General features: G+C 64.9%; 28 protein-coding genes and 1 tRNA gene. 22 read left to right on the top strand and 7 right to left on the bottom strand.

From position 1 onward, the window contains the following. The first annotated feature begins 36 nt into the window (after positions 1-36). Both SALA_RS13565 and SALA_RS13560 read left to right on the top strand, forming a co-directional pair. The gene (locus SALA_RS13565) at positions 37-1,278 is read left to right on the top strand and encodes an FAD-dependent monooxygenase (RefSeq protein WP_011542938.1); all 1,242 of its coding nucleotides are present in this window, start codon (positions 37-39) and stop codon (positions 1,276-1,278) included. 152 nt (positions 1,279-1,430) lie between these two features. Beyond that, positions 1,431-2,120: a sigma factor gene (locus SALA_RS13560; RefSeq protein WP_011542937.1), complete on the top strand. Its 690-nt coding sequence runs from the start codon at positions 1,431-1,433 to the stop codon at positions 2,118-2,120. 7 nt (positions 2,121-2,127) lie between these two features. Here the strand turns inward: SALA_RS13560 and SALA_RS13555 are convergent, their stop codons facing one another. Further along, positions 2,128-2,778 carry an LON peptidase substrate-binding domain-containing protein gene (locus SALA_RS13555; RefSeq protein ID WP_011542936.1) on the bottom strand — a complete coding sequence of 217 codons (651 nt, stop codon included), beginning with the start codon at positions 2,776-2,778 and terminating at the stop codon, positions 2,128-2,130. Beyond that, complete coding sequence (locus SALA_RS13550; RefSeq protein WP_011542935.1) at positions 2,778-3,689, bottom strand: tetratricopeptide repeat protein; 912 nt, start codon at positions 3,687-3,689, stop codon at positions 2,778-2,780. Before SALA_RS13550 ends, SALA_RS13555 begins: the two co-directional genes overlap by 1 nt. Before the next feature lie 192 nt (positions 3,690-3,881). Here SALA_RS13550 and SALA_RS13545 point away from each other — a divergent pair. The 3 genes from SALA_RS13545 to SALA_RS13535 all read left to right on the top strand — a co-directional run bounded on the left by SALA_RS13545 (position 3,882) and on the right by SALA_RS13535 (position 5,578). Next, a tRNA-Gly gene (locus SALA_RS13545) sits at positions 3,882-3,956 on the top strand. 315 nt (positions 3,957-4,271) lie between these two features. After that, positions 4,272-5,174 (top strand): ArdC family protein, encoded by a 903-nt coding sequence (locus tag SALA_RS13540; RefSeq protein ID WP_011542934.1) that lies wholly within the window; start codon positions 4,272-4,274, stop codon positions 5,172-5,174. Continuing rightward, on the top strand, positions 5,171-5,578 hold the full coding sequence (locus SALA_RS13535) for a DUF2958 domain-containing protein (protein ID WP_011542933.1): 408 nt from the start codon (positions 5,171-5,173) through the stop codon (positions 5,576-5,578). Before SALA_RS13540 ends, SALA_RS13535 begins: the two co-directional genes overlap by 4 nt. A 22-nt stretch (positions 5,579-5,600) precedes the next feature. Here the strand turns inward: SALA_RS13535 and SALA_RS13530 are convergent, their stop codons facing one another. Further along, the gene (locus SALA_RS13530; RefSeq protein ID WP_011542932.1) at positions 5,601-5,915 is read right to left on the bottom strand and encodes a type II toxin-antitoxin system RelE/ParE family toxin; all 315 of its coding nucleotides are present in this window, start codon (positions 5,913-5,915) and stop codon (positions 5,601-5,603) included. Position 5,916: 1 nt separating this feature from the next. Beyond that, positions 5,917-6,174 (bottom strand): ribbon-helix-helix domain-containing protein, encoded by a 258-nt coding sequence (locus SALA_RS13525; protein ID WP_011542931.1) that lies wholly within the window; start codon positions 6,172-6,174, stop codon positions 5,917-5,919. 116 nt (positions 6,175-6,290) lie between these two features. Here SALA_RS13525 and SALA_RS13520 point away from each other — a divergent pair, with 116 nt between their 5' ends. Further along, the gene (locus SALA_RS13520; RefSeq protein WP_153802711.1) at positions 6,291-6,500 is read left to right on the top strand and encodes a hypothetical protein; all 210 of its coding nucleotides are present in this window, start codon (positions 6,291-6,293) and stop codon (positions 6,498-6,500) included. Here the strand turns inward: SALA_RS13520 and SALA_RS17545 are convergent. Continuing rightward, positions 6,484-6,846 (bottom strand): DUF6771 family protein, encoded by a 363-nt coding sequence (locus SALA_RS17545; protein WP_011542930.1) that lies wholly within the window; start codon positions 6,844-6,846, stop codon positions 6,484-6,486. The two genes, SALA_RS13520 and SALA_RS17545, sit on opposite strands and share 17 nt — an antisense overlap. A gap of 11 nt (positions 6,847-6,857) precedes the next feature. Here SALA_RS17545 and SALA_RS13510 point away from each other — a divergent pair, with 11 nt between their 5' ends. From SALA_RS13510 to SALA_RS13485, 6 genes are all read left to right on the top strand, one after another. Then, positions 6,858-8,999, top strand: a complete 2,142-nt coding sequence (locus SALA_RS13510; RefSeq protein ID WP_011542929.1) for a ParB/RepB/Spo0J family partition protein — start codon at positions 6,858-6,860, stop codon at positions 8,997-8,999. Between the two features lie 97 nt (positions 9,000-9,096). After that, entirely contained in the window at positions 9,097-9,294 is a 198-nt protein-coding gene (locus SALA_RS13505; RefSeq protein WP_237700881.1) for a hypothetical protein, read from the top strand. Positions 9,295-9,378: 84 nt separating this feature from the next. Continuing rightward, on the top strand, positions 9,379-9,846 hold the full coding sequence (locus SALA_RS13500) for a DUF6878 family protein (RefSeq protein ID WP_011542927.1): 468 nt from the start codon (positions 9,379-9,381) through the stop codon (positions 9,844-9,846). A 10-nt stretch (positions 9,847-9,856) separates the two neighbouring features. Then, on the top strand, positions 9,857-10,222 hold the full coding sequence (locus SALA_RS13495; protein WP_011542926.1) for a DUF6915 family protein: 366 nt from the start codon (positions 9,857-9,859) through the stop codon (positions 10,220-10,222). 83 nt (positions 10,223-10,305) lie between these two features. Further along, positions 10,306-10,824 carry a hypothetical protein gene (locus SALA_RS13490; RefSeq protein WP_041383384.1) on the top strand — a complete coding sequence of 173 codons (519 nt, stop codon included), beginning with the start codon at positions 10,306-10,308 and terminating at the stop codon, positions 10,822-10,824. Beyond that, entirely contained in the window at positions 10,811-11,026 is a 216-nt protein-coding gene (locus SALA_RS13485; protein WP_011542924.1) for a DUF6117 family protein, read from the top strand. Before SALA_RS13490 ends, SALA_RS13485 begins: the two co-directional genes overlap by 14 nt. Positions 11,027-11,063: 37 nt before the next feature. Here the strand turns inward: SALA_RS13485 and SALA_RS13480 are convergent, their stop codons facing one another. Then, on the bottom strand, positions 11,064-11,843 hold the full coding sequence (locus SALA_RS13480; protein ID WP_011542923.1) for a hypothetical protein: 780 nt from the start codon (positions 11,841-11,843) through the stop codon (positions 11,064-11,066). Continuing rightward, complete coding sequence (locus SALA_RS13475) at positions 11,833-12,039, bottom strand: hypothetical protein (protein ID WP_041383383.1); 207 nt, start codon at positions 12,037-12,039, stop codon at positions 11,833-11,835. Before SALA_RS13475 ends, SALA_RS13480 begins: the two co-directional genes overlap by 11 nt. Positions 12,040-12,313: 274 nt before the next feature. On the opposite strand from SALA_RS13475, the gene SALA_RS13470 reads away from it, so the two are divergent. From SALA_RS13470 to queC, 10 genes are all read left to right on the top strand, one after another. Beyond that, positions 12,314-16,663, top strand: a complete 4,350-nt coding sequence (locus SALA_RS13470) for a strawberry notch-like NTP hydrolase domain-containing protein (RefSeq protein ID WP_041383382.1) — start codon at positions 12,314-12,316, stop codon at positions 16,661-16,663. 11 nt (positions 16,664-16,674) lie between these two features. Beyond that, entirely contained in the window at positions 16,675-17,721 is a 1,047-nt protein-coding gene (locus SALA_RS13465; RefSeq protein ID WP_011542921.1) for a DUF7146 domain-containing protein, read from the top strand. A gap of 314 nt (positions 17,722-18,035) precedes the next feature. Then, positions 18,036-18,968 (top strand): DUF2493 domain-containing protein, encoded by a 933-nt coding sequence (locus SALA_RS13460; RefSeq protein WP_011542920.1) that lies wholly within the window; start codon positions 18,036-18,038, stop codon positions 18,966-18,968. A gap of 370 nt (positions 18,969-19,338) precedes the next feature. After that, positions 19,339-20,262, top strand: a complete 924-nt coding sequence (locus tag SALA_RS13455; protein ID WP_011542919.1) for a hypothetical protein — start codon at positions 19,339-19,341, stop codon at positions 20,260-20,262. Beyond that, on the top strand, positions 20,259-21,380 hold the full coding sequence (gene dbpB / locus SALA_RS13450; protein WP_011542918.1) for a DGQHR domain-containing protein DpdB: 1,122 nt from the start codon (positions 20,259-20,261) through the stop codon (positions 21,378-21,380). Before SALA_RS13455 ends, dbpB (SALA_RS13450) begins: the two co-directional genes overlap by 4 nt. After that, on the top strand, positions 21,266-22,708 hold the full coding sequence (gene dpdA, locus SALA_RS17540; protein WP_237700967.1) for a tRNA-guanine transglycosylase DpdA: 1,443 nt from the start codon (positions 21,266-21,268) through the stop codon (positions 22,706-22,708). The genes dbpB (SALA_RS13450) and dpdA overlap by 115 nt, the downstream gene beginning before the upstream one ends. Continuing rightward, a complete protein-coding gene (gene dbpB / locus SALA_RS13440) occupies positions 22,671-23,759 on the top strand; it encodes a DGQHR domain-containing protein DpdB (RefSeq protein ID WP_041383379.1) in 1,089 nt (362 codons plus the stop codon). Before dpdA ends, dbpB (SALA_RS13440) begins: the two co-directional genes overlap by 38 nt. Then, complete coding sequence (gene queE / locus SALA_RS13435) at positions 23,756-24,388, top strand: 7-carboxy-7-deazaguanine synthase (protein WP_011542915.1); 633 nt, start codon at positions 23,756-23,758, stop codon at positions 24,386-24,388. The genes dbpB (SALA_RS13440) and queE overlap by 4 nt, the downstream gene beginning before the upstream one ends. Next, a complete protein-coding gene (locus tag SALA_RS13430; RefSeq protein WP_011542914.1) occupies positions 24,388-24,762 on the top strand; it encodes a 6-pyruvoyl trahydropterin synthase family protein in 375 nt (124 codons plus the stop codon). The genes queE and SALA_RS13430 overlap by 1 nt, the downstream gene beginning before the upstream one ends. Then, positions 24,759-25,469, top strand: coding sequence for a 7-cyano-7-deazaguanine synthase QueC (queC, locus tag SALA_RS13425; protein ID WP_011542913.1), 711 nt, complete (start codon positions 24,759-24,761; stop codon positions 25,467-25,469). The genes SALA_RS13430 and queC overlap by 4 nt, the downstream gene beginning before the upstream one ends. The last annotated feature ends 28 nt before the right edge of the window (positions 25,470-25,497 follow it).

The raw sequence follows: 25,497 nt of genomic DNA, 5'->3' as shown, positions 1-25,497 counted from the left end.
CTTTCCAACCGCTTCGCCGCGCGCTAGGGCGACAGTATGAGCGATCCATTGCGCAGCGATGTCCTGATTTCGGGCGGCGGGCTCGTCGGCCAGACGCTCGCCCTCGCGCTCGCGCATCACGGCCTGTCGGTCCAGGTCGTCGATCCCGCCGATCCGGTTGCTTCGATCGCGCCGGGCTTCGACGGCCGGGCCTCGGCGATTGCCAGCGCGACGTGGCAGATGTTCGAGGTGCTGGGCATCGCCGATCGCCTGACTGGCCATGGCTGCGCGATCCGCGCGATCAAGGTCGGCGACGGCGCCCCCGACAGCGGCCGCGGCGGTGATCTCGATTTCGTCACCGCCGAAGGCGATCCGCCGCTCGGCACGATGGTCGAGAATCGCCAGCTTCGCATCGCGCTCGCCGCGGCGCTGGCCGAAGCGCCGCTGGTGCGGCGGATGATGCCGGCTGCCGTCGCCTCGCGCGTGATCGACGCGCATGGCGTCACGCTCACCCTCGCCGATGGAACAAGGCTCGCCGCTCCGCTGCTGATCGTTGCCGAAGGCCGCCGTTCGCCGACCCGCGACGCCGCGGGTTTTCACATCGCGAACTGGTCCTATCACCATCATGCGATGATCGGCGCTGTTGCACATGAACGGCCGCACGCGAACGTGGCGCACGAAATCTTCTATCCGTCGGGGCCGTTCGCGCTGCTGCCGCTTGTCGACGATGCGGAGGGGCGGCATCGCTCGGCCTTTGTCTGGACGGTGTCCGAAAAGGACGGCCCCGGCTTTGCCAGGCTCGGCGACCGCGGTTTCACTGCCGAACTGGAAAAGCGCGCGGGCGGCGTGCTCGGCGCGATGCAGCTCGTTGCGCCGCGGATGACCTATCCGCTTGGTTTCCACCACAGCGCGTCGATCGTTGCGACGCGCGTCGCGCTCGTCGGCGACGCCGCGCACGGCATCCATCCGATTGCTGGGCAGGGGCTGAACCTTGGCCTGCGCGACGTTGCCGCGCTGACCGAAGTGCTCGTCGAGGGCGCGCGGCTCGGCCTCGACCTCGGCGACGCCGCGCTGCTCGCGCGTTACCAGCGCTGGCGCGGGCTCGACAATCTGATGGTCAGCCTCGCCACCGACGGGCTCACGCGCCTGTTCGGCATCCCCGGCCGCGCTGCCGCCGCGGTGCGCCGCACCGGGCTGGGCGCGGTGCAGCGAATGCCGATGCTCAAACGTTTCTTCATGGACGAAGCGCGCGGCGAAGCGGGCGCCCTGCCGCGTTTGCTGGCGGGAGCGGAAGTTTAGGGTCAGGACCCAAGGGGCGCGCGCCTTTTCCGTTCGTGTCGAGCGGGGCTTGTGTAGGTATTTTTACCTGGGTCTCCGGTAGTCCGCCACTAAGCATGATTGCCTATCCCGGCCCTGCGGCCACGACGTCGCGGCCAGGATGAGGACGCGCCATGTCGGCGAAAAGCAACACGCTCGAAACAGCGGTATCCGATTATATCCACGCGCGAACCGTGCTGGAGGCCGCACCGGGCCCGCGCGCGCGGGCGCTGGCGGACCGCTGCTTTGCGCGCCTTGCCGCGCTGCTCGCTCCCCGCATCCGTTATTTCACCCGCGCCTATGGCCTTTCCGACGTCGCCGAGGACGCGGCGCAGGTGTGCGCAATCGCGCTCCACCGCGCCGCCGAGCGTTATGATCCGGCGCGGGCGCGCTTCACCACCTATGTGAACTGGCAGGTCCGCGCCGAGCTTCAGGCGCTCCGCCACCGGCTGCACGGCGATCAGCGGAGCGCGGAGCGGCGGCGCGCGGCGGCAACGCTGTCGCTCGATGCGCTGCAAGCGGCGGGTGCGGACGACTGCCTCGTCGACGGTGACGCCGAACCGGCGACCGAACGCGCCGCGGCGGATCATCTCGCTGCGCGCGCCGCCGACCGGCTGGTGCGCGATTGGGCCAGCCGCCGCCGCCAGGCGCTGCGCGGCGATGACGGCCGCGCCGCGGCGCGCCTCGCGGCCGAATGCGCGCTGGTGCGCCGCCATCTCGCGGCGAGCGAGACGCGCGAACGCCTGCGCGAAAGCGACCGGCATATCGTGCGCCGCGCGCTCGCCGACATGGTGCGCCACGCCGCGCCGCCAGGTGCGCATTGACACGGGCTTATTGCAAGGTCGCTCGCCCGTCGTCACTGTCGAAGCGGCCGAAGAACTGCATCAGCTGGATCACCAGCTCGGCGCGGGCATCGATCGGGGTCGCCTCGAGCAACGCCTGCTTCGCCGCGGCGTCGAAGGGCGCGACCTGCGCGATTCCGTTGACCAGTGTTGCGTCGTCGAGCTGGCCGACCGAATCCCAGTCGACGACATAGCCCTGCCGCGCGGCGAACCGTTTGGCCTCGCGCTCAAGGCTCGCGCGTTCGATGCTCGCCAGCACGGCGTCATCCTCGGCCTCCAGCTCGATTTCGGCCTCGACCTGCCGGAACGGCGTCGTGACGTCGAGCTCGCGGCGGACGCGAAAGCGCGCCACGCCCTCCAGCACCAGGTTGAAGCGCCCTTCATCGAGCGCCTCGACATCGACGATGCGGCCGACACAGCCGACATTGTAAAGCGCGGGCGGCTCGCGATCCTCTTCGCCGGGGATCTGGCGCGGCTGGATCATTCCGATCTGGCGGTCGCGCGCCAGCACCTCCTGCACCATCGCCGAATAGCGCGGCTCGAAGATATGGAGCGGCAGGTGCAGCCCCGGAAACAGCACCGCGCCGGTGAGCGGAAAGATGGCGATCCGCTGAATCGTGAGGGGCGCGGTAGCGCTCATCACCCGAACAGGATCAGCGACAGGCGACGACGCTGCGCCGAAACCCAGGCGTCCTCCAGCCCGACGGCCTCGAACAGCGCGAGCAATTTGGCGCGCGCCCCGCCCTCCTGCCAATCGCGGTCGGCGGCGATGATGTGAAGCAGATTGTCGGCGGCGGCATCGCGCTGCCCCACGCCGATCTGCGCCGCGGCAAGGTCGAACCGCGCCTGATGGTCGTCGGGATTTGCGGCGACCGCGGCTTCGAGCGCCGCAAGCTCGCCCGAATCGGGGGCATCGGCGGCCAGGGCGAGCGCGCTTTTTGCCTGCGCGATCGCCGGGTCGTCCGCCATTTCGGCCGGCAGCGCGTCGAGCACCGCCTGCGCGCCCGCGACGTCGCCCGCGAGCAGCATCGCGCGGATCAGGCCGCCGTGCGCCGCGGCATTGTCGGGCGCGATTTCGGCGATCTGGCCAAAGATGCTCGTAGCGCGCGCGCCGTCGCCCTCGGCGAGCACATTCTCTCCCATCTCGAGGAGCGGTGCGATCTCGACCGCGCGATCCTTGGTGGCGCTTTCGATCGGCAGCTGTGCGAGCAGCTGGTCAAGCATCGCTTTAAGCTGGCTTTCGCTGCGCGCATTGGTCAGGTTCGCGACCGGCTGGCCCTGGAAAATCGCATAGACGGTCGGGATCGACTGGACCTGGAACTGGCTGGCGATGAACCGATTCGCATCGACATCGACCTTCGCCAGCACCACGCCCCTGTCGGCATAGTCGGCGGCGACCTTTTCGAGCACCGGGGCAAGCTGCTTGCACGGCCCGCACCATTCGGCCCAGAAATCGAGGATGACGAGGCTGGTCATCGATGGCTCGACGACATCGCGGCGGAAGGCTTCGACGGCTTCCTTGTCCTGCGGATTCAGACCGAGAGTGGCCACAAAGGGGGTGCTCCTGTTTCGATTGGCGCCCTTTTCGCGCGGACGAAAAGGACTCATGTTCCGCTTATGTGGGATTTGCAGGCGATATGCCAACCCTTCGGCGAAAATGCGCAATCAGGGCTTGCCGAGTCAAAAGGCCGGTGCTAATCGCCCGCCTCACCCGCTGGCCCCACCCGGACGCCAGCCGCCAGAGCGGGCGTAGCTCAGGGGTAGAGCACAACCTTGCCAAGGTTGGGGTCGAGGGTTCGAATCCCTTCGCCCGCTCCAGATTTTCTAGAAAAATCAATCGATTAGAGGGGTTCGCAGGAAGCCCAAATTCGCGCCGAACGCTGCGGGCGACCACCGGGCGACCACCGACCCCTCCTAATCTGGCGTTGAATGGCGTTCCTTGGCGCAGGTCTTTCTGAGTCTGGAGGGGAATGTCTTCCCCTGCCGGTGAGCCGCGTTCCTCGTCTCCCCGGACCCCTTCGAACGGGGCTGCCGCCCCGTAACGCCCCGCCAGAGGAAAAGTGCGGCCGGTTGGCCGTGACGGGTTCAGCACGGCGAGAGAGGCTCGCCGTCGGCCCGTCATGGAGACCTGCCATGACCCGCACCAACGGATCGGCCGCGCGTGCCGACGTCTATTCGCGCATCACCGCCGAGATAATTTCCGCCATCGAAGCCGGCGCCGGAAACTGGCGTATGCCCTGGCATCACGATGGCACAGCCATTACCAGGCCGCAGAACGTGATCTCTCGCAGGAAGTACCGAGGCGTCAACGTGCTGGCGCTGTGGATCGCCGCGGAAGCCAGCGCATATTCCAGTGGCCTGTGGGGCACCTACCGCCAATGGGCTTCGCTCGGAGCCCAGGTGCGCAAGGGAGAGCGTGGCACCACGGTCGTGTTCTGGAAGCAGGCTGCGTCGCGTGCCGACGACGACCATGACGATGGCGAAGCAGGGTCAGGACGTATGTTCGCTCGCGCCTTCACCGTGTTCAACCTCGCCCAAGTGGATGGATATGAGCCGGCTCTAGTCGTAGTTCTGCCCGAGAACGAACGATTTACGCACGCCGATGCCTTCTTCGACGCCTTGCGCATTCCCATCACATACGGTGCATATGACGCGCATTACCGCATCGATCTCGATCAGATTTTCATGCCACCCTTCTCGGCGTTCGAGGATGCTGCCCATTTCACGGGCACGCTATTACATGAAGCTGCCCATGCGGTTGGGGCGGAACACCGGCTCGATCGCAACTTCAAGGAGCGCTTCAAGCGCGACAGTCTCGCAATCGAGGAGATTTGCGCCGAACTGACCGCTTCGTTTGTCCTCGCAGACCTCGGCATTGCCCATCACCCGCGTCCCGATCACGCCGCTTACGTTGCCTCGTGGTTGCGAGCGCTAAAAGATGACGCACGCGCCATCTTCACCGCGGCCAGCAAGGCCCAGGCGGCCGCCGACTGGATGCATGCCCAGCAGCCCCAGGCGGAGGAGTTGGCGGCATGATCCTCCTCACACAAGAATTGCGCGACCAACTGCGCGCCAACCACCGCGCCCGCTGTGAGGCGCTCCGCCGCAGTGAACCCGCACCCGACCCGGTGCCGGTGGTCCGCTTCTTCAATCCCCTTGGCCCCGCCACATGGCTTGCCACGGAACTGGATGAGGACGGTATCCTCTTCGGCCTCGCCGATCTTGGCTTCGGCTGTCCGGAATTAGGGAGCTTTGCGCTGGAAGAACTGGAATCAATCCAGCTTCCCTTTGGTCTCGGAATCGAGCGCGATGTCCTCTTCGAGGGTAGGTTTCCGCTCTCGGTCTATGCCGAGGCCGCTTCCCGCGCCGGATCGCTGGTCGAGGGTGAACACATCCTCCACCGGGGATCGGCGCCGGGCGCGAGCACGCTGTCACCATAACGCCGATCGCCGGCGAGCGATCTCAAGCGCCATCATCCTCGCGGAAACGGTCCATCTGGTGCATGCGCTCGTGCAGGATAGTGACGATCCCGACATCGCCATCGGCGAGCAGCCGCCAATAGACGTAGTGATGTTCGTGGCGGCAATAATAACCATCGACGCTGAATTCGGCCGGTATCGCGCGCCAGAGCAATTCGCGGCGCGCGATCCGGTCGAAGCAGGCAAACAACTCACGGATATAGGTTTCGGCCTGCTCCTGGCCCCATGTGTCGAGCGAATAGACAAAAATCTCGTCGAGCCGCCGGCTCGCGATTGCCGAAACACGGAATGCTGTCATGTCACGCCCGGCGATTGCGGGCGATCACGGCCTCGGCATCCAATGCGTCATAGCTGTCTTCGGGGGCAGCGAAGGCGCGCGTCAGTTCCGCTTTCAGGCGTTGGAACTGCTCCGCCTCGCTCCTCTCCTTGTCGCGTCGGATCAAGTCGCGCACATATTCGCTGACATTCTCATAGGCGCCCTGATCGCCGACATTGGCCGCGACGAACTCGCCCAGCGCGCCACTAATCCGGACATTGAGCGTGATCGGCTTGTTCATGCGCGCCTCCTTTTGTCCTTATATAGTGCAATATTGTGGACAGCGACAAGGCTTGTGGGGGAAGCGTGGGTGCCGATCATCTACTATGTCATGGGTCGCAGTTTTGGAGTCGCCCCATGCCCAGGAACCGCATGACCTTCCACGATCCCCGCGACGAACTGCCGCCGGTGACGATCGAAATCCTGAAAGGCGACATGCTGCGCTTCACGCAGGTCGATCGCGAGGGTCGCACTAATGTCGTCACTTTCTCCGAGCGTTTCGACGTTCGCCGTGGCGTCTTCGACGTCACGGCGCGGCCCACATCTCCGCTCACAGTGGAAGGTTGAGCTGGTTCACGTCGGGAGGGGATGATCCGTCGAGCTTCGCGATGATCGTTGCCGCCAGTGCATCGGCAGCCCGCTCGCGCATCCGCTCGTCAGGCATCGTCAGGCCGACGCGCGCCCATCCGGGCGCCGCCAGCAGGATGGCGGACAATTCCTGTCGTTCGATTCGTTCCATGCCGACATGAGAACAAATAGTGAACTTAATGGCAAGAGCATTGATGCCGACCGGCGGTAGCGGAGCGTCGGGCCGCGTTCCGGCCTGCCTTTGGCAGGCCTTGAGAGGGAGAGGGAAGCCCGTGGCTTCATGACGGGCTTGGAGCCGGGAGAGAGTCTCGCGGCGGTCCGTCATGGAGAAGTCCCATGGCCAAAGCGCCCCAGAAGCTCGTCCTCAGCGGCTCGCGCGACATTCCGTTCGACCGCCTGCATCTGTCCCAATCCAATGTCCGCCGGGTGAAGGCCGGCGTATCGATCGGCGAACTGGCGGAGGACATCGTCCGCCGCACGCTGCTCCAGAGCCTCAACGTGCGGCCCATACTCGACGCGGAAGGCGAGGAGACCGGCCAGTTCGAGGTGCCGGCCGGAGGCCGGCGGTTCCGGGCGCTCGAGCTGCTGGTGAAGCAGAAGCGGCTCGCGAAGGACGCGCCCATTCCCTGCGTCGTCAAGGCAGCCAACGACGTGATCTCCGCCGAAGAAGACAGCTACGCGGAAAACACCTTCCGCGAGCAGCTTCACCCTCTCGACCAGTTCCGTGCCATGCGGGAGATGGTGGACAAGGGCCAGGATATCGAATCGATCGCCGCACACTTCCTCGTGACGCCGGCGGTCGTGAGCCAGCGGCTGAAGCTCGCGAAGGTCTCACCCAAGCTGCACGAGGTCTATGCCGAGGACGGCATGACGCTGGAGCAGCTCATGGCCTTTTCCGTCTCCGACGACCATGAGCGCCAGGAGCAGGTCTGGGAGCTGCTCGCCCACAGCTACAACCGGTCGGGCGCCTACATCCGGCAGAAGCTGACCGAGAACAGCGTGCGCGTCGCCGATAAGCGGGTGCGGTTTGTCGGGGTCGAGGCCTATGTCGAAGCCGGTGGCGGCGTAATGCGCGACCTGTTCGAGGAGGACGATGGCGGCTGGCTGACCGATCCCGCGCTCCTCGACCGACTGGTCGCCGAAAAACTCCAGGTCGAAGGCGAGAAGATCGGCGCCGAGGGCTGGAAGTGGGTCGCGACCGCCGTCGACCTGCCTTGGGGTGTTACTAACGGCCTGCGCGAGATCGACGGCGTGCCAGTCCCGCGCACTCCCGAAGAGGATGCGCGGCTCGCAGCGCTGGAAACCGAAGCCGAGAAGATCGAAGCGGAGTGGTCCGACGATCCGGACGTACCGGACGAGGTGCATGAACGTATTGCTGCCATCGATGCGGAGATCGGCGCGCTGGTCGAGCGACCGCTGACCTTCGACGCGCAAGAGATGGCGCGGGCCGGCGTGTTCGTGTCGATCGAGGTCGATGGATCGCTCTGCGTCGAGCGCGGCTATGTCCGTCCTGAGGATGAGCCGGTCATCGAGGGCGAAGACGGTGAAGCCGATGCCGTTTGCGGCGTCGGCGGCGCCTCTGCCGGAGAGGAAGGCGATACGCTGGCTGGCACGGCCGAGACCAATGTCGTGCCGATCGGCGCGGCATCTGGCGGGGATGACGAGGAGGATGGTGAAATCCTCAAGCCCCTTCCCGATCGCCTCGTCGCTGAACTGACCGCCTGGCGCACGCTTGCCCTACAGGACGCGTTCGCGCAGAATCCGTCCACGGCCTTCGCGGCGGTGCTGCACGCATTAGTGCTCAGCACCTTCTACACCTACAGTCGCGAATCCTGCCTGGAACTGTCGCTCAGCAAGGTGTCGTTCGGTTTTTCGCCATCGGGCTTGCGCGACAGCGCACCGGTCAAGGCGATTGCTGAGCGCCACAAGCGCTGGGCCGACCGGCTGCCGGACAGCGACAAGGAGCTGTGGGACGCGCTGCTCCAGTTCGACGGGGCCGAACAGGCGGCGCTGTTCGCGCACTGCGCCTCGCAGGCATTGAACGCGCAGCATGAGGTGGTGCCGAAGTATGACAACGGCCGCATCTCGAAGCACAGCATCGAGCGGCGTATCGCGCATAGCCATGTCCTGGCGCGAGCTGTCGGCCTCGATCTGGTCGGCGCGGGCTGGCGTCCGACGGTCGAGGGCTATTTCCGCAGCGTGACCAAGCCGCGCATCCTTGCCGACGTCGCCGAGGCAAAGGGACCGAAGTTCGCCGAGATGATCGATCATCTGAAGAAGGGCGACATGGCGAACGAGGCCGAACGGCTGCTGGAGGATTCGGGTTGGCTTCCCGAGCCGATGCGAACGCCCGAACTGCTCGATGCACCTGCCGATGATCCGGCAGCGGAAACCGAAACCGCCGAACTACCCGCCTTTCTCGATGACGATGCGCCGCCGGTCGATAACGGCGGTGAAGGCATCGCGGCAGCGGCCTGACATCCGGGCGGGGCGGTTTCGGCCGTCCCGTCCATCCTCCCTTCATCATTCGAGCCCGGCGCATTTCGCGTCGGGCTTTCGCATTTTCAGGAGTCATATGATGCGAACTTCCCAGATCGACACCGCGACGGCGGATGAACTGGCGCCCGTGTTGCTGCTTGCGCTCCAGCGGCTTGGGCAGCTTGGCCGCCCCGGCGCCATCGCCCTCGCGCGGCAGGTCGAGGACGACGACGCGGATTTCGACGAGGCGGTCGAATGGATCGCCGACATCGCCTCCGGTGGCCTTCGGGAATGACCCGGCGGCGCCATTCACCCTGTTTTCGTCAATCCCCAAAAGCCCGACCTCCGCGTCGGGCTTTTGCCTTTCAGGAGATCCGCAATGACGGACGCAACCCAGCCCGCCCTCGACATGGCGGCAATCATGCAACGTTTCTCGCAGTGGGAAGCCGACGCCGCAAAGCTCGTTCCCGAAAACAAGGCACGGCTGTTCGCCCGCCTCGCTTCGGCGGGCATCACGCTCGTAACCGTCACCTTCGACGGCTATGGCGATAGTGGCCAGATCGAGGATGTCGCCGCCTTCATCGGCGATCAGCCGGCCGAATTGTCCGGCGGTGCCGTTGAAGTGAGGATGCTGGACTACGGCGCCGGCCAGCCAGTCGCCAATTACCTGTCGGCAAGCGAGGCGATCGAGAACCTCGCCTATGACCTGCTGCGCCAGACGCATTGCGGATGGGAGAATAATGATGGCGCCTATGGCGAGTTCACCTTCGACGTGACCGCCGGGACGATCACGCTCGACTATAATGAGCGGTTCACCTCGTCCGAAAACCACGCGCACGAATGGTGAGGAGGCGATGATGGGACATTGCTATCACCATGCGCTTTCCTCGGTCCGCAAATGGGGCGGCGAGCCGGAAGACTATCTGCCGCTCCACCAGTGGTTCGATGAATCCAAGGCGATCACCGCGGATTTCCGGCATCGCGCACTGCGTCATCACGCCGAGGGCATCTTCATGCTCGAACGCTTCTTCGGCGCGACGATCACCATCTCGACGGGCCGCGTCGTCCCCGTTCGCCTGATTGGGGAGCAGCACATTCGGGAAGATCTGGGGTTCATCCCGAGCTTCGCCGACTGGGTCCGCTGCATCCGGCCCGAGCCCTGGATGGGCCGCGCACAGCCGATCCACCGCGACGTCGATCCGTTCGAGGCCGTCGCTGCCTGACAAACGGCAACCGCACATTGTCAAACAAACCACCGCCCTCGGCGCCCATCGCCGGGGGGCAAAACATATCAAGGAGCCAGATGATGGCCGACTATTACACTCCGACCGTGGTCGAACCATTTATTCCGCTCAGCGCCATGCTGCCGATCGAACGCCTGTTCCTTGCACAGGTGTTCGATGAGGAAATCGCTGACGATACTGCCTATTACTACAGCGAGGACGGTGCCAACGACCTTATCTTCATGCCCGTTGGCGACGTCCGGGCAGCCCTCGATGCGGCCAAGCCCGACACCAGCCGTCTTGCGCAAAAGCTGCTCGACGAGCAGCCCGATGCGATTCTTGGCGAGGATGACATTGAACTCGACATGTGCGGCGACATCTGGGCCGACGTGCTGCAGGACATCGTGCGCCGCTCGCCAGACCTCGATCATCTGACGGTGACCATGGCCTTCACCTGTTCGAAGATGCGGGTCGATGGCTTCGGCGGCCTCGCCATGCTGATCACCGCCGAGGCCATCCGTTCGGAATCGACCAACACGCTGTTCGACCGCTTCTACAAGGAAGCTCAGGCCAACGGGGAGATCGGTTATGGCAATCCCTGATTACGCCCGCGCCAATTTCGAGACGCTGGTGAAAGCTGCCAAGGCGGGCGATCTGGCGCTGATGGAATGCACCGAGGTGGAAAGCGGCGAGACCCGCTTTGTAATCTGCGCCGTGGGCCGCGATGAAGGCGACTATGTGATGACGCCGTTCGGTCATCTCGCTCCCGGCAACCCCTACGAAGCCTATATCCCGCCCGCCTGAGCGCGCCTCGGCGACCTCCCGAAGCGCAAGCGATTGATCACTCGCGCCGACGGCGCCTTGATCGGAGCGTGCGTCGCATCGAGCGCAGGTTGAACCAGCGGAATCGCAGATCAAGCCTGCGGTCCCGCTGGAATGCAGCGAATATCTCTGCGGGATTGCGCATCGGCAGTTCGGGACACTTCCGCGCGGCGATGTCGCCCCGCAGGAACTCGAAGAGCCGCTGGAGAACCAGCTTTGCTTCTTTCACGTCGCCTTCGGCCAGCATCTCGTCGATATAGGCCTGCAGCACGATCGGCGCCGCTGCGAGTTGCCGCATCGCGACATCATCGTGACGGCCGAGAGTCACGACATTGGCTACGCGGCTTTGAAGGCAATGCAGCGGATGCATCACGGGGAGCACGAGTTCGTCGACCCCGTTTCCTCGTACCGGCACGATCAACTCGACCGCATCACGTTCGAGGGCATTCGCCTTCACGCCGATGACGTCACTGAGAAAATCGATCTCAAGATCGATTCCGTCGATGGTCGCGGTCACGACCGCTGAATTTGGCGTGTGATCGTCCGGGCCGGGATAGTGGACTTCTCCGTTCAAGGCATCGGCCAGCTTCTTCGCGGCCTGCCGATGACCGAAATAGTCGAGATCCTTGGATGTGAAGGGGCCAAAGGCGATCAGCTCGGGGCGTCCTAGGGCATAACGCTCTGCCCACAGATTCAATGCCTGTCCGCCGACGATAAACGCATTATCCTCCAGTCCGAGAACGGAGGCGAGCTTGATGACAGTCGTTCGAGCCAGGGGCTCCTTGCGCTCAGCGGCCAATCAGACGCCGGCGGCGGATGGATGACGCCGCAATATCGAGCGAAGAAAAAACACCATTGGCCGCTCGCAGTTCTTCGCGCGAAACATGGCCATTACGCAGGTCAGACTCATCCCTTGCGCGCGAAGCTTCCTTCGCACGCTGATGATCCGAGAAGCTGTAACGGCCAATATGCTGCATGTTTTGCTCCGCCGCCATTCTAGCCGATAGGCCTTAGCAGTCAATGAACGCGTGCAATCGCCCAGATTTCCTTGCCTTATGATGTAAGCATCCGGGGCGGCCTGCACCAGTCCATGCAAATTCCATCGACTTGATTTCCTCTCCGCAACTGGCGCGGTTGCAAACGCTCGGCATCGAGAATGCGTCAGGTAAGAGGGAGAGTCCTGACCGGGAGGGGGAACCCGGCCGGGCCTCAAAAGGGAGAGCATCCGGCGGGCTTCACCTGTTCCCGCTCTCCCGGAGACCTCCACTCATGACCCACATCCTTTCCGACGCGGCGCTTCGCGCCGCGCCCCTTGCGGCTGCATCCGGCTTTGCGGCGCGTGCCTGTGCCCTGCTGGCCGCCGCGCGCAGCCTCCTGCCCGTAATCGAGGCCGGGCGTGCCATTGATACGGCACAGCTCCGTTTGGCCGTGACCGGCGCCTTTGGCGCGAGCGATTCCGAAGGCGCCTGGGACTGGAAAAGCGCCTACGACGCCTGCGAGGCCGCCGAAATCCTGTTCCTGCGCCGTTATGGCCAAGCAATTGTCGGCCGCGCGGCACCGAGTGCGCTGGCGCTGATCGAGCGCATCGCCGCTTTGATGCCCACGCACACCCGCCGCTCGGAAAGCTCTCAAGCTCTGCAACAATTCTCGACGCCGCCTGGCCTTGCTTTCGTCGCCAGCGTGGCGGCTTCGATCAGCCCCGGCGATCAGGTGCTGGAGCCATCCGCCGGCACCGGCATGCTCGCCGTCCACGGCCTGCTGGCGCGGGCGAGGCTCACGCTTAACGAGCTCGGCGAGACCCGCGCGGAATTGCTGCGGCTGCTGTTTCCGGATGTTCCGGTCTCGGGCCATGACGCCGCTTCGATCGACGACCGGCTGCCATCCGACGTCCGCCCGAGCGTCGTGCTGATGAACCCGCCCTTCTCGGCGGTCGCGCATGTCGAGCGCACTATGAAGGACGCGGCGCTGCGCCATATCGCCTCAGCGCTCGCGCGGCTGGAGCCCGGCGGCCGCCTGGTCGCGATCACCGGGGCAAGTTGCGCGCCCGATGCGCCAGCGTGGCGTGACGCCTTCGCGCGGTTGCAGGAGACGGGGCGCATCGTATTCACCGCCGCGATCGACGGCAGGGTCTATGCGAAGCATGGCACGAAGATCGAGACCCGTCTGACCGTAATCGACAAGCTGCCGGCCGAAGACCTCTGCATCTTCCCACCGAGCGCGGGCGTTGCCCCGGATACCGCGACCCTGCTCGGCTGGGTTCAGGCACAGGTTCCGCCCCGTGCGCCCACCACACCGTCTCCGGTCGCGGCCCTACCGGTCACGGCATCGGCCTCGCCTGTGCGGACGAATACGCGCACTGTCGCTGCGGCCCCCAGCCCTTCAGCTCCGGAGCAGGAAGCGGTCGAACTGGTCTATGACATCGTCGACTGGACGCCGCCCGCGGAACGCCTAGGAGACAGCATCTACGAACCCTATGCGCTCCAGTCGATCGCGATCCCCTCTGCGAGCGCGCATCCGACGCCATTGGTTCAGTCCGCGGCGATGGCTTCGGTCGCGCCGCCCAAGCCCTCCTACCGCCCGCATCTGCCGCCGCAGCTCGTGACGCTCGGCATATTGTCCGACGCCCAGCTCGAATCCGTCATCTATGCGGGCGAAGCACATTCGGGGCATCTGTCGGGCGCATGGAAGGTCGACGCGACCTTCGATGTCGTCACCGCCGCGCCGGAGGACGCCGAAGACGCTGTGGAATTCCGGCGCGGATGGTTCCTGGGCGACGGCACCGGCGCGGGCAAGGGGCGTCAGGTCGCGGGCATCATTCTCGACAATTGGCTCAAGGGTCGTCGCCGCGCAGTCTGGATCTCGGTATCGGACCGGCTGCTTGAAGATGCGCAGCGCGACTGGTCGGCGCTTGGGCAGGAGCGGCTCCTGGTGACGCCGCTCTCGCGCTTCCGCCAAGGCAGCGACATTCGGCTCGAGGAGGGCGTGCTATTTACGACCTACGCCACACTCCGCTCGCAGGAACGCGGCGGCAAGAAATCACGGGTCGAGCAGATTGTCGAATGGCTGGGGCCGGACTTCGACGGCGTGATCGTGTTCGATGAAGCGCACGCCATGGCCAATGCCGCTGGCGGCAAGGGCGAGCGCGGGGATGTCGCGCCCTCTCAGCAGGGCCGTGCCGGCTTGCGGCTCCAGCATGCCCTGCCCGATGCCCGCATTGTCTATGTTTCGGCGACCGGCGCGACGACGGTGCAGAACCTTGCTTATGCCCAGCGCCTTGGCCTGTGGGGTGGCGAGGATTTCCCCTTCGCGACCCGCGGCGAATTCGTCAGCGCGATCGAGAACGGCGGGGTCGCGGCGATGGAGGTTCTGGCCCGCGATCTGAAGGCCCTCGGCCTCTATGCCGCCCGCTCGCTATCCTTCAATGGCGTCGAATATGAGATGCTCGAACACAAGCTCACGACCGAGCAGGTTCGCATCTATGACAGTTTCGCGTCGGCGTTCGAGGTGATCCACAACAACCTCGACGACGCGCTCGAAGCCGCCGGCGTCACCAGTGCGAGCCACGGCACCTTGAACCGCCAGGCCAAGGCGGCCGCGAAATCCGCCTATCAGGGAATGCTCCAGCGCTTCTTCAACCATCTCATCACCAGCATGCAAACGCCCAGCGTCATCGCCAGCATCGAGCGTGATCTGGAAGCAGGCCATGCGGCCGTGGTGCAGATCGTCTCGACCGGCGAGGCCTTGCAGGAACGCCGCCTCGCCGAAATCCCGGCCGATGAATGGAATGACGTCTCGGTGGACATCACACCGCGCGACGGCGTTCTGTCTTACCTCCAGCACAGCTTCCCGGTGCAGCTCTACGAGCCGTTCACCGATAGGGATGGCAATCTCTCGTCCCGGCCGGTCCATGACGAGGACGGCAACCCGGTCGTCAATCGCGAGGCCCTGCGTCGCCGCGACGCGATGATCGAACGGCTCGCCGCGCACCCGCCCGTTCCCGGCGCGCTCGACCAGATCGTCCAGCATTTCGGGACGGACATGGTGGCCGAAGTCACCGGGCGTTCACGCCGCGTCGTTCCCCGGCACAATGAGGACGGCTCGGTCCGCTTTGCCGTCGAGAACCGTCCCGCGTCGGCAGCGCTGCACGAGACCGACGCCTTTCAGAATGACGCCAAGTGCATCCTCGTCTTCTCCGAAGCCGGTGGAACGGGCCGATCCTATCATGCCGATCTTGGCGCCGCGAACCAGCGCCGCCGCGTCCATTACCTGCTCGAAGCGGGCTGGAAAGCCGACGCCGCGATCCAGGGGTTCGGCCGCACCAACCGCACCAATCAGAAGCAGCCGCCGCTGTTTCGGCCGGTATCGACCGATGTGAAGGCGCAGAAGCGCTTCATCTCGACCATCGCCCGGCGCCTCGATTCTCTGGGCGCGATCACCCGCGGCCAGCGCCAGACCGGCGGGCAGAACATGTTCCGGCCCGAGGACAATTTCGAAAGCTGGTATGCCCGCGATGCGCTGCGCCAGCTCTATATCCTTCTCGCGCGCGGCAAGGTCGAAGGCTGTTCGCTCGCCCGCTTCGAAGCGGCGACCGGCCTGTCGCTTCTCGACAGCGACGGCGGCCTCAAGGACGAGCTGCCGGGGATCAACACCTTCCTCAACCGCATGCTCGCGCTCACGGTTGCGATGCAGAACCTTCTGTTCGAGGCGTTCGAGGGCCTGCTTGTCGCCCGGATCGACCAGGCGCGGGCATCGGGCAGCTATGAAATCGGGCTGGAGACCCTGCAGGCCGAAAGCTTCCGCATTGTCGGCCGCATGCCGATCTACACCCATCCGGGCACGGGCGCGCAGACGCAGCTTCTGACCATCGAGCGCAAGGACCGGTTGACGCCGCTGTCGCTCGAGGATGCGCTGGCCATGGTCGATGGCAAAGGCGCGAAACTGCTGGTCAACAGCAAGACCGGCCGCGGCGCCGTCCAGCGCCGGGCGCGCAGCGTGACCGATGACGATGGCGCGGTTCATCCGCGCCTGCGCTTGGTCTGGCCGCTGACCGATAGCATCGTTCCGGCGGAAACGCTGCTGGCGAGCCAGTGGGACGAGGTAGGCCGCGAAACGTTCAGCGCGGCGTGGAAGGCGGAACTGGCAGGACTGCCGACGCACGAGACTTCGACGCTGCACATGGTTTCCGGCCTGCTGCTGCCGATATGGAAGCGACTGCCCGACGAGTCGACGCGCGTTTATCGGCTCCAGAGCGATGATGGCGAGCGTGTCATCGGTCGCCGCGTATCTCCGGCTTGGGCGGCCAGCGTCGCCAATGACGATGGTCCGGTACGGCTCTCCGGCGAGGAAGCGCTTTCGATGCTCATGACTGGCGAAGCCGTGCTGCATCTGGCGCAGGAGCAGAAGCTCCAGCGTGTCCGTGCCATGCACCACTGGCGGATCGAGATCACCGGGTTCAATGATCTGGGTGTCGAGCGTCTCAAGGCCATGGGCTTGATTTCGGAGATCGTCTCGTGGAAACTCAGGCTCTACGTGCCGGCAGGGGCTGTCGGCGCCGATGTGCTGGACCGGCTGCTCGAGCGATATCCGATCGAACGGCTCTCCATGCGCAAGGCCGCCTGAGGAGCCCCGCGATGCAAAGCCCCGCAACCATCATTGCCGAACGTCTCGCCGAGAATGCGGAGAGCGTGTGTCGCCGCTACCTGCCCAACGGGCACCGGGAAGGCCGCTACTGGCTGGTCGGCGACGTTCACAACACGCCGGGGCGAAGCCTCTATGTCCGTCTGGCCGCGTCCCCCGACGGGCGCGGCCAAGCCGGCAAATGGACCGATGCGCAGAGCGGCGATCATGGCGATCTGCTCGACATCATCGCCATCACCCGGAACTGCCGGACCATGCGCGAGACGCTGGACGAAGCCCGGCATTTTCTGCGCCTGCCCATACCGCCGCCGTCCGAGGATAAGCCGGTTAGACGCAGCAAGGCGCCGACCGGCACACGGCAAGCAGCGCAGCGGCTCTGGGCAGCGGCGAAGCCAGTCGCCGGAAGCCCCGTCGCCGCCTATCTCGCATTCCGGCAAATCATCGACCTCACCGGCTGCGAGGCGCTCCGATTTCACGGCAACTGCTGGTATCGCGCGTCGAAGGACGACGCACCCGATACGCGTCCCGCATGGCCGGCGATGATCGCGGCGGTCACCGATCTCGACGGCAGCGTCACCGGGGCTCATCGGACCTGGCTGGAACCGGGCAGCTCCGACAAAGCTCCCGTCGCCTATCCGCGCCGCGCCATGGGCTATCTGCTCGGACACGGCGTCCGGTTCGGGCCAGGTGGCCCCGTCATGATGGCGGGCGAAGGCATCGAGACCATGCTGTCGCTGCGCCAGGTCATGCCGCTGATGCCGGCGATCGCCGGGCTCTCGGCCGCGCATCTCGCTGCCATTCTGTTCCCGGCCATGCTGCGCCGGCTCTATGTCGCACGCGATGACGATCCTGCCGGTGCGGGGGCGTTGAAGACGCTCACCGAGCGGGCGATCCCGGCGGGGATCGAGGTGGTGCCGCTCGAACCCAGGCTTGGGGATTTCAACGACGATCTTACCACCTTCGGGCGGGAGCGGCTCACCCAGAGGCTGCGGGATCAACTCCGGACGGAGGATGCGGAGCGCTTCCTGATGCAGGGGTAAGGGTTGGACTGCGGGGAACGTCTCTAGTCGCGGGTGATCACGCTCATCACCGGCATCTTCGAGACGCCGCGCGCTCGTGCCTTCGGTAGAGGGCGACTGCGGCAAACGGATCAGGACGGCAATGGCGGAAGGGCGGCTATTTTCCGCCGAACCTTCGGTTCTTTGCATCGCGAAGCAAAATTGCCGCCCGCCCGCCATCCTCCGCTTCGCTCCGGCCGCGCCCCAAGGGCCGCGGTTCTGTCCCGCTCCGCCCGCCGCCTGCCGTCGCCACGAAGGCCGCGAGAGGCGCGGCTGTCAGATCACGGAGATTTTCGATGGCGACCGACCAGGACGATGGACACGAAGCGCAGCCCGGCTCTACCGCCTACCTGCTTCAGGAAATGCAGCTTTACGGCTGCCGTCCCTTCGAGGATGAACCCGATCATCGGCCCTTGCCGGACGACCGCATCGCCGGCGGCGCGGTCGCCGAGATGTTCGACGCGCTGGTCTCGTGCCTGATCGACACACGGATCGAACCCGACCTTGAGGATCTCGCCTGGGGCATCGTCAATGTCTTCCACCGCGCCGGCGAGCGGATCGAGCGCGAACTCGACGACAATGAGCAAGCGCAGAAACGGCTTCAGCGCGAACAGGATGGCAGCGAGGTGAAGTCGGTCGAGTTGGAACGCAAGATCGCCGAAGGCATCACCACGATCGAGCGCCGGGACACCATGGAGTTTTTCCGCGATGCTGCCGCCGACCAGTTCCGCATCCATATCCGCAAGCCCTGGCTGCCGCGTTCGGGCGCAATGGTGAACCACAAGGCGCTGACCTCTGCAGTGCTCGACAGCCGCAAGGCGCTCGGCAAGCGCGCCTGGGAGAAGCAACGGGTCTTCGATCCCGATGGCGTGCGGATCGCCTTTACCGGCGGCGTCGACTGCAACGACCATCAGCGCATCTACGCCGTGCTGGACAAGGTCCACGCCCAGCTTCCGAACCTGATCCTGATGCACGGCGCGACGCCGACCGGCGCCGAACGCATCGCCGCCTGCTGGGCGCGCGACCGGGGTGTGCCGCAGGATCCCTACCGGCCCGACTGGAACCGGCACAAGAAGGCCGCGCCGTTCAAGCGCAACGATGCCATGCTGGAGAAGATGCCGCGGGGTGTCATCGTGTTTCCGGGCACCGGCATCCAGGACAATCTCGCCGACAAGGCTCGCAAGATGGGCATCCGCGTCTGGGACTTTCGCAATCGAAGACGCGATTAAATCCTTCTCGATTGCGGCCCACAGGATAGAAAAGCCGGCAAGCATCGATCCGCAGCATGGAACTGAGCGTAGAGGCCCCGCTATCCCAGCGCATTTCGCCACCTTTGGCACGGGCTCCGGCGACCCAACGGTGCCATTTCGGGTCGCCAGTTCGCGCTTTCCGAAACGCGCATTAAGCGTCAGCAGCGCGAACAGCGGTTAGCCGATCATGTGGCGCGCGCGGCGCGCTATGTATCGCGGTGCGTGACGCTGGAGCGCGCATTTACTGGCAAAACGTTCGATATGATTTCGTGCATTAAATGTGGCAAAACGTGCGATCCATCGTTATGGATTAATGCATGCGCTAATGCGGATAGGGGGCCTATAATTAGTGACGCTCGTGATCACCACCTGTACGAATCGCAAGCGCAAGCCGGTTTCCGACGCTCTTCACATGGCCGCCCTCCCGCCAGCCGACTTCGATGGTCTGGCCCGTCAATGGTCGCAACGCCTGGCGGCTGAGCCGACGCGGTTCCCCGGGGAAGACATTTACGGCGGTCGCGGCTTTCGCGAAGCCGTCACCGCGGCGGAATTACTCGACGCAAGACTGCTGGTCGTCTCCGCGGGTCTTGGCCTGATCGACGTTTCGACAGCGGTTCCGCCCTATGCCTGCACCGTGCTCGTCGACGCCCCGGACAGCGTCCGCTCGCGCGTAACCGGCGCGTTCAGCGTCGAGCGCTGGTGGGAGGCGCTGTGCAAGGTCTCTCCTTTTGCGGTCACGCTACATGATGCGGTCGAGGGCGCGCACGGGCTGATCTGCGCGGCACTGTCAGACGCCTATATCGAGATGATCGCGGAGGATCTTCTCGCCCTTCCAACATCGATGCTCGGTCGGCTCAGGCTCTTTACCCGCGCGCGCCTCGATCGCGTTCCTGCCGCACTACAGCCCTTCGTCATGCCCTATGACGACCGGCTCGATGGTCCGGACAGCTGCAATCGCGGCACGCGCAGCGATTTTGCCGGCCGGGCGCTTCGCCATTTCGCAGAACTGACGCGCGGCGAGCCGCAAGGACGTTCGGCGGCCGAGCACGCCGCGGAGGTGTCGGCGACGCTGGACGGTTGGCGGATGCCGGCCAAGGTGGACCGCATCCGCCATGATGACGCAGCGCTGCTTGATCTGATCCGGGCGCATTGGGATGCCGAGCGCGGCAGTTCCTCGCGGCTGCTGCGCCGCTTCCGCGACGATCTCGGGATCGCGTGCGAGCAGGGCCGGTTCGCGGAATTGGCCCGCCAGGTGCGGAGTGAGCGCGCATGAGCGGACGCGAAACTCTCAAGGTCCGCGCGGTGCGCGCCGAGCAGGCCGGCGGGACCAGTGTCTTTGCGTTCTTCCTCTATGGCGCCGATATCAACCGGGTGGCGGATATCAGCCGGATCCGCCGCGACGATCAGGAGCTTAAGGGCTTCCAACGCCGCGAGATCCGCGATCACGTTAAGGAGATCACGGCCTTTCTCGACAGCGGCCCGGTGCTGTTTCCCAATGCGATCATCCTTGCCATCTCGCCCGAAGTGGAGTTCGCCTCGGCGCGTGGCCGCTCGCCGGGCAATATGTGCGAAGTGGGGGATGCGGGCACGCTGTCGATACCGATCTATCCCGAGGGCCGGCGCGCCGCCTGGATCGTCGATGGGCAGCAGCGCTCGCTGGCGCTGAGCGCCGCCAAGGACCGAACGATCGCCGTACCGGTGGTCGGGTTCGTGTCGGATGCGCTCGAGACGCAGCGCGAGCAGTTCATCCTGGTCAACAAGGCGCGGCCGCTGCCGACCCGGCTGATCAACGAACTGCTGCCCGAGGTGAGCGTGTTGCTGCCGCGCGATCTGGCGGCACGCCGGTTGCCGAGCGCGCTGTGCGAAGCGCTCAACACCGATCCGAATTCGCCCTTCTTCGGCCTGATCAAGCGCGAGTCCGATGCGAAGGACCGTGCCGGCATCGTCACCGACAATGCGCTCATTGAAACGATGAAGGCGAGCCTCAAGACCCCAGCCGGGGCGCTCGGCCAATTCAAGCATAATGGTGACGGCAACGACACGGTCGCCATGTACGATGCGCTTCTCCTCTACTGGTCGGCGGTCCGCGACACCTTTCCAGAGGCCTGGGGCAAGCCACCGGCCGACAGCCGACTGATGCACTCCGCCGGCATCCGCGCGATGGGCGCGTTGATGGATACGATCATGCTGCGCGCCGATGCGGCGCCGGACAAGGTGGCGGCGGTGCGCACGATGCTCAAGCGCATCGCGCCCTTGTGCTGCTGGACCGCCGGCACATGGGAGGGCCTCGGCCTTGCCTGGAACGAAATCCAGTCGACCTCGCAGCACATCACCAAGCTCAGCGATCATCTGGTGCACATCGAGCGCGATCTCGCGCGGGCGGCAGCATGAAGTTCATCTTCGCTGACAGCCTCGATTATGTGGATCCTGCATTCGACTTCATCGCCGATCGCAGCCCCGCCGAGCGCCAGCCATATTGGGATGACGCCTATCCGCACGAGATCCTCGGCTATGCGCCCTATGACGGGGTGCTGGTCTCGCGCGGCATCGTCGGCGACCACCGCGTGAAGGGCAAATATACGGCCAGCCAGGCGCGCCGCTTCCGCCTGGTTGGGGCCCGCAAGTTTCTGCGCCTCGACAAGCCCGAGTTCGCACATCTCGACATTTTCGGCGATTGCGGCGCCTTCACTTATGTGCAGGATGAGAAGCCGCCGTACACGCCGGTGGAAATGGCCGAATTCTACGACGAATGCGGCTTCACCCATGGCGCCTCGGTCGACCATATCATCTTCGATTTCGACGCCGGCCTCGCGGGGCTGGCTGGCGGGTCGACCGACGCCCGACAGCGCTTCGACATCACGCTAGAGAACGCCGAGGGATTCCTGCGCGAGGCCAAAGTGATGGACGCGGGCTTCACCCCGATGGGCGTGATCCAGGGCTGGTCGCCCGGCAGCATGGCCGAGGCGGCGCGTCGGCTGGTCGCCATGGGCTATGACTACCTGGCACTCGGCGGCATGGTTCCGCTCAAGTCGCCCGAGATCAAGTTATGTTTGGAAGCGATCCGCGACACGGTGCCCGCATCGACACGCCTCCACATCCTCGGCTTTGCCAAGGCCGACGATATCGACAGCTTCCACGGCTACGACATTTCAAGCTTCGACACGACGTCACCCCTCATTCGCGCGTTCAAGGACGCGAAGCAGAACTATTATCTGCCGGGCGACGGGTTGGCGCTGCGCTACTTCACCTCGATCCGGGTGCCGCAGGCGATCGAAAACCCCAAGCTCCAGCGCGCGGTCAAGAAGGGTATGTTCCGGGCCGAGGAATTGGTCCGGCTCGAGGCGTTGGCGCTGGGCTCATTGCGCGCGTTCGACCGGGATGAAGCCGGGCTCGAAGAGACGCTGCATCACGTGCTCGTCTACAGTGCGCCTTTGGTCGAGGAAAAGCCTTACGAGGACTGCGCCGCGAGCCCGTCGCTGGCGCGCCTGGCCGAGCGCTATCGTACGACGCTTGCCGAGCGGCCATGGAAGCAATGTTCCTGCAAAATCTGCCGGGATGCCGCGATCGATGTGATCATCTTTCGCGGAAGCAATCGCAACAAGCGCCGCGGGATTCACAATCTCGCGGTCTACCAAGATCATATCGAACGACTGGATTTGAAGCGTGCCGTTGAACCAAGTGATGACCTACCTCGCCGTCTGTGCGCAGCAGAGCAGTGAGCACAAAGTGCTCAGCTTCGCGGCAAAAGCCGCGGACGTGCTGCGCTTTGCGGCTATCGACCGGATCGGCCGAGACGCCCAGGGCGAGCTCAGCGGGTTCCAGCGGCCGCAAGTCGCCGCCCATATCCGCGAGATCCGCGACTATCTCGAGAAGCCCGACGCAGTGTTGCCCAACCCGATCGTCGTCGCCTTTACCGATCGCGTCAGCGTTGAGGACCTCGGGAATGGCGCCGTGCAGTTGGCGATTGACATGAGCAGCAGCGTTCCCGGATTGGTGGTGGACGGCCAGCAGCGTTTGTCGGCGCTTGCCGATCTCGACCGCGACTTCCAGGTCTTCGTCTCGGCGCTGATCTGCCGCGACGAGGCGGAACTCCGCCGCCAATTCGTGCTCATCAACAATACCAAGCCGCTGCCCAAGTCGCTGATCTACGAGCTGCTGCCGACCGTCGGCGATCTGCCACCGCGGCTCAGCCGGCGGTCGGTCGCCTCCGATCTGACGGCGCGGCTCAACTTCGAGAACACCGCGCTCAAGGGCTATATCAAGCAGCATACCTGTCCCGAGGGCATCATCGCCGACACGGTGATGCAGAAGATCATCATGGAGTCGCTCAGCAACGGGGTGATGCGCGAGCTGATCCGGGGTGCGAAGGGCGAGGAACGCTGTGTGCGGCTGATGTCAAATTTCTTCGACGCAGTGAAGAAGGTCTGGCCCGAGGCGTGGCACGGCCAGAAGCCAAATACCTCTCGCCTGCTGCACGGCGCCGGCATCCAGGCCATGGGCGACGTCATGGAAGTGCTCGCCGAGCGCGGGGAGGCGCGGACGGTCGAGGATTTCAGAACCGGGATGGAATGCCTTAAGGACAAGACCGCCTGGACCGCTGGCGAGTGGCATATGGATGGCGAGGTCCGGCGGTGGAATGGCTTGCAGAACGTCAACCGCGATGTCGCGCTGCTCAAACATTATCTGGTGGGCATCGTGAAGGCGGACCTGCGCAAGAAGGCCAAGCGGGCGCCGGCGCCGCTCCTTGAACCCACGGCCGATAGATCATGAGCTACGCGGTCAAGGAGATCTTCAAGACGCTGCAGGGTGAAGGCGCCCAGATGGGGCGTGCGGCGGTGTTCTGCCGGTTCGCCGGATGCAATCTATGGTCAGGACGCGAGGGCGACCGCACAACATCGGTCTGCACGTTCTGCGATACCGACTTTGTCGGCATGGACGGGAGCGGCGGCGGGCGCTTCGCCGACGACCAAGCCCTAGCCGACGCGATCGAGTCCGAATGGGCTGGCGCTCGGGCCGATCGCTACGTCGTGCTGACCGGCGGCGAGCCGCTGCTCCAGGTCGACCAGGACCTGGTCGACGCGTTGCACACGCGCGGTTTCGAAATCGCTATAGAGACCAATGGCACACAACCCGCGCCGCGGGGGCTCGACTGGATCTGCGTCAGCCCCAAGGCCGATGCCGAACTGGTGCTACTTGCAGGTAATGAACTCAAGCTTGTCTACCCGCAGGAGAAGGCGGCGCCCGAGCGGTTCGAGCATCTCGCCTTCGAGCACTTTTTCCTGCAGCCGATGGATTCGCCGACCGCCGCCGCCAATCTCGAGGCTGCGATCACCTATTGCACCCAGAACCCGCGCTGGCGCCTCTCGCTCCAGTCGCACAAGATGATCGGGATCCGCTGATGTTTGAGCTCAGCAAGCAATTTCGTTTCGATGCCGCCCACACGCTGGAACGGTCGATCGATACCGAATCGAGCCGCCGCATCCACGGCCACAGCTACCGTGCCGAGGTGACCGTGCGCGGGCGGCCCGATCCCGCGACTGGGATGATCGTCGATCTCGGCCTGCTCGAGCGCTCGATGGAAGATGCCCGCGATGCGCTCGATCATCGCTTCCTCGACGAGATCAACGACCTCGGCCCCGCCACGATGGAAAATCTCAGCCGCTGGATCTGGAACCGGCTCTCGCCCGAACTCGACAATCTGTTCAAGGTCAGCGTCTACCGCGACAGCAGCGGCGACGCCTGCACCTATTGGGGCGAGGAAGTCGCGGCATGACCGGCGACGCTGGCGCGCTCGTCCTTTTCTCTGGTGGGCAGGACAGCGCCACTTGTCTTGCCTGGGCATTGGACCGGTTCGAGACCGTCGAGACCGTCGGGTTCGACTATGGCCAGCGTCACCGCGTCGAACTCGAATGCCGCGACGATTTTCGTGCGCGCATTGTTGAATTGAATCCGGCATGGGCCGCGCGGCTCGGGCCGGATCACAAGCTCGACCTCTCGGTGCTGGGCCAGGTCAGCGAGACCGCGCTCACCCGCGATGCCGAGATCGCGCTGCGCGCCGATGGCTTGCCCAACACCTTCGTGCCCGGTCGCAATCTGTTGTTCTTTACGCTCGCCGCTGCGCTCGCCTCACGCCGCGAACTGCGGCATCTCGTCGGCGGCATGTGCGAGACCGACTATTCGGGCTATCCCGATTGCCGCGACGATACGCTCAAATCGCTCCAAGTCACGCTCAACCTCGGTATTGGCAGCCGCTCGGTCGTCCACACGCCGTTGATGTGGCTCGATAAGGCGCAGACCTGGGGTCTGGCAAAAATACTGGGTGGCGAGAAACTGGTCGACCTCATCCGCACCGGCACTCATACTTGCTATCGTGGCGACCACGATCGCTTGCAGGACTGGGGCTACGGCTGTGGCACCTGTCCGGCTTGCGAATTGCGCATGAAGGGCTGGCAAGAACATCGGAGCAGTTTGGACGAGTAGCGCTTGCCGTTTTTGGTTGGTTCTCAAC

This window comes from Sphingopyxis alaskensis RB2256, from assembly GCF_000013985.1.
Classification (GTDB): Bacteria; Pseudomonadota; Alphaproteobacteria; order Sphingomonadales; family Sphingomonadaceae; genus Sphingopyxis; species Sphingopyxis alaskensis.
This window is presented reverse-complemented; position numbering and strand designations above follow the sequence as displayed.

Excerpts from the sequence above, each read along its gene's own strand:
- SALA_RS13470 (WP_041383382.1), top strand. The coding sequence starts at position 12,314 with ATGACCCACATCCTTTCCGACGCGGCGCTTCGCGCCGCGCCCCTTGCG.
- SALA_RS13430 (WP_011542914.1), top strand. The coding sequence starts at position 24,388 with ATGTTTGAGCTCAGCAAGCAATTTCGTTTCGATGCCGCCCACACGCTG.
- SALA_RS13520 (WP_153802711.1), top strand. The coding sequence starts at position 6,291 with ATGCCCAGGAACCGCATGACCTTCCACGATCCCCGCGACGAACTGCCG.
- queC (WP_011542913.1), top strand. The coding sequence starts at position 24,759 with ATGACCGGCGACGCTGGCGCGCTCGTCCTTTTCTCTGGTGGGCAGGAC.
- SALA_RS13490 (WP_041383384.1), top strand. The coding sequence starts at position 10,306 with ATGGCCGACTATTACACTCCGACCGTGGTCGAACCATTTATTCCGCTC.
- SALA_RS13510 (WP_011542929.1), top strand. The coding sequence starts at position 6,858 with ATGGCCAAAGCGCCCCAGAAGCTCGTCCTCAGCGGCTCGCGCGACATT.
- SALA_RS13535 (WP_011542933.1), top strand. The coding sequence starts at position 5,171 with ATGATCCTCCTCACACAAGAATTGCGCGACCAACTGCGCGCCAACCAC.
- SALA_RS13560 (WP_011542937.1), top strand. The coding sequence starts at position 1,431 with ATGTCGGCGAAAAGCAACACGCTCGAAACAGCGGTATCCGATTATATC.
- SALA_RS13540 (WP_011542934.1), top strand. The coding sequence starts at position 4,272 with ATGACCCGCACCAACGGATCGGCCGCGCGTGCCGACGTCTATTCGCGC.
- SALA_RS13500 (WP_011542927.1), top strand. The coding sequence starts at position 9,379 with ATGACGGACGCAACCCAGCCCGCCCTCGACATGGCGGCAATCATGCAA.
- SALA_RS13555 (WP_011542936.1), bottom strand. The coding sequence starts at position 2,778 with ATGAGCGCTACCGCGCCCCTCACGATTCAGCGGATCGCCATCTTTCCG.
- SALA_RS13505 (WP_237700881.1), top strand. The coding sequence starts at position 9,097 with ATGATGCGAACTTCCCAGATCGACACCGCGACGGCGGATGAACTGGCG.
- dpdA (WP_237700967.1), top strand. The coding sequence starts at position 21,266 with ATGGGAGGGCCTCGGCCTTGCCTGGAACGAAATCCAGTCGACCTCGCA.
- SALA_RS13530 (WP_011542932.1), bottom strand. The coding sequence starts at position 5,915 with ATGACAGCATTCCGTGTTTCGGCAATCGCGAGCCGGCGGCTCGACGAG.
- SALA_RS13565 (WP_011542938.1), top strand. The coding sequence starts at position 37 with ATGAGCGATCCATTGCGCAGCGATGTCCTGATTTCGGGCGGCGGGCTC.
- SALA_RS13475 (WP_041383383.1), bottom strand. The coding sequence starts at position 12,039 with ATGGCGGCGGAGCAAAACATGCAGCATATTGGCCGTTACAGCTTCTCG.
- SALA_RS13460 (WP_011542920.1), top strand. The coding sequence starts at position 18,036 with ATGGCGACCGACCAGGACGATGGACACGAAGCGCAGCCCGGCTCTACC.
- SALA_RS13465 (WP_011542921.1), top strand. The coding sequence starts at position 16,675 with ATGCAAAGCCCCGCAACCATCATTGCCGAACGTCTCGCCGAGAATGCG.
- queE (WP_011542915.1), top strand. The coding sequence starts at position 23,756 with ATGAGCTACGCGGTCAAGGAGATCTTCAAGACGCTGCAGGGTGAAGGC.
- SALA_RS13495 (WP_011542926.1), top strand. The coding sequence starts at position 9,857 with ATGGGACATTGCTATCACCATGCGCTTTCCTCGGTCCGCAAATGGGGC.
- SALA_RS13485 (WP_011542924.1), top strand. The coding sequence starts at position 10,811 with ATGGCAATCCCTGATTACGCCCGCGCCAATTTCGAGACGCTGGTGAAA.
- SALA_RS13525 (WP_011542931.1), bottom strand. The coding sequence starts at position 6,174 with ATGAACAAGCCGATCACGCTCAATGTCCGGATTAGTGGCGCGCTGGGC.
- SALA_RS17545 (WP_011542930.1), bottom strand. The coding sequence starts at position 6,846 with ATGACGGACCGCCGCGAGACTCTCTCCCGGCTCCAAGCCCGTCATGAA.
- dbpB (WP_041383379.1), top strand. The coding sequence starts at position 22,671 with ATGACCTACCTCGCCGTCTGTGCGCAGCAGAGCAGTGAGCACAAAGTG.
- dbpB (WP_011542918.1), top strand. The coding sequence starts at position 20,259 with ATGAGCGGACGCGAAACTCTCAAGGTCCGCGCGGTGCGCGCCGAGCAG.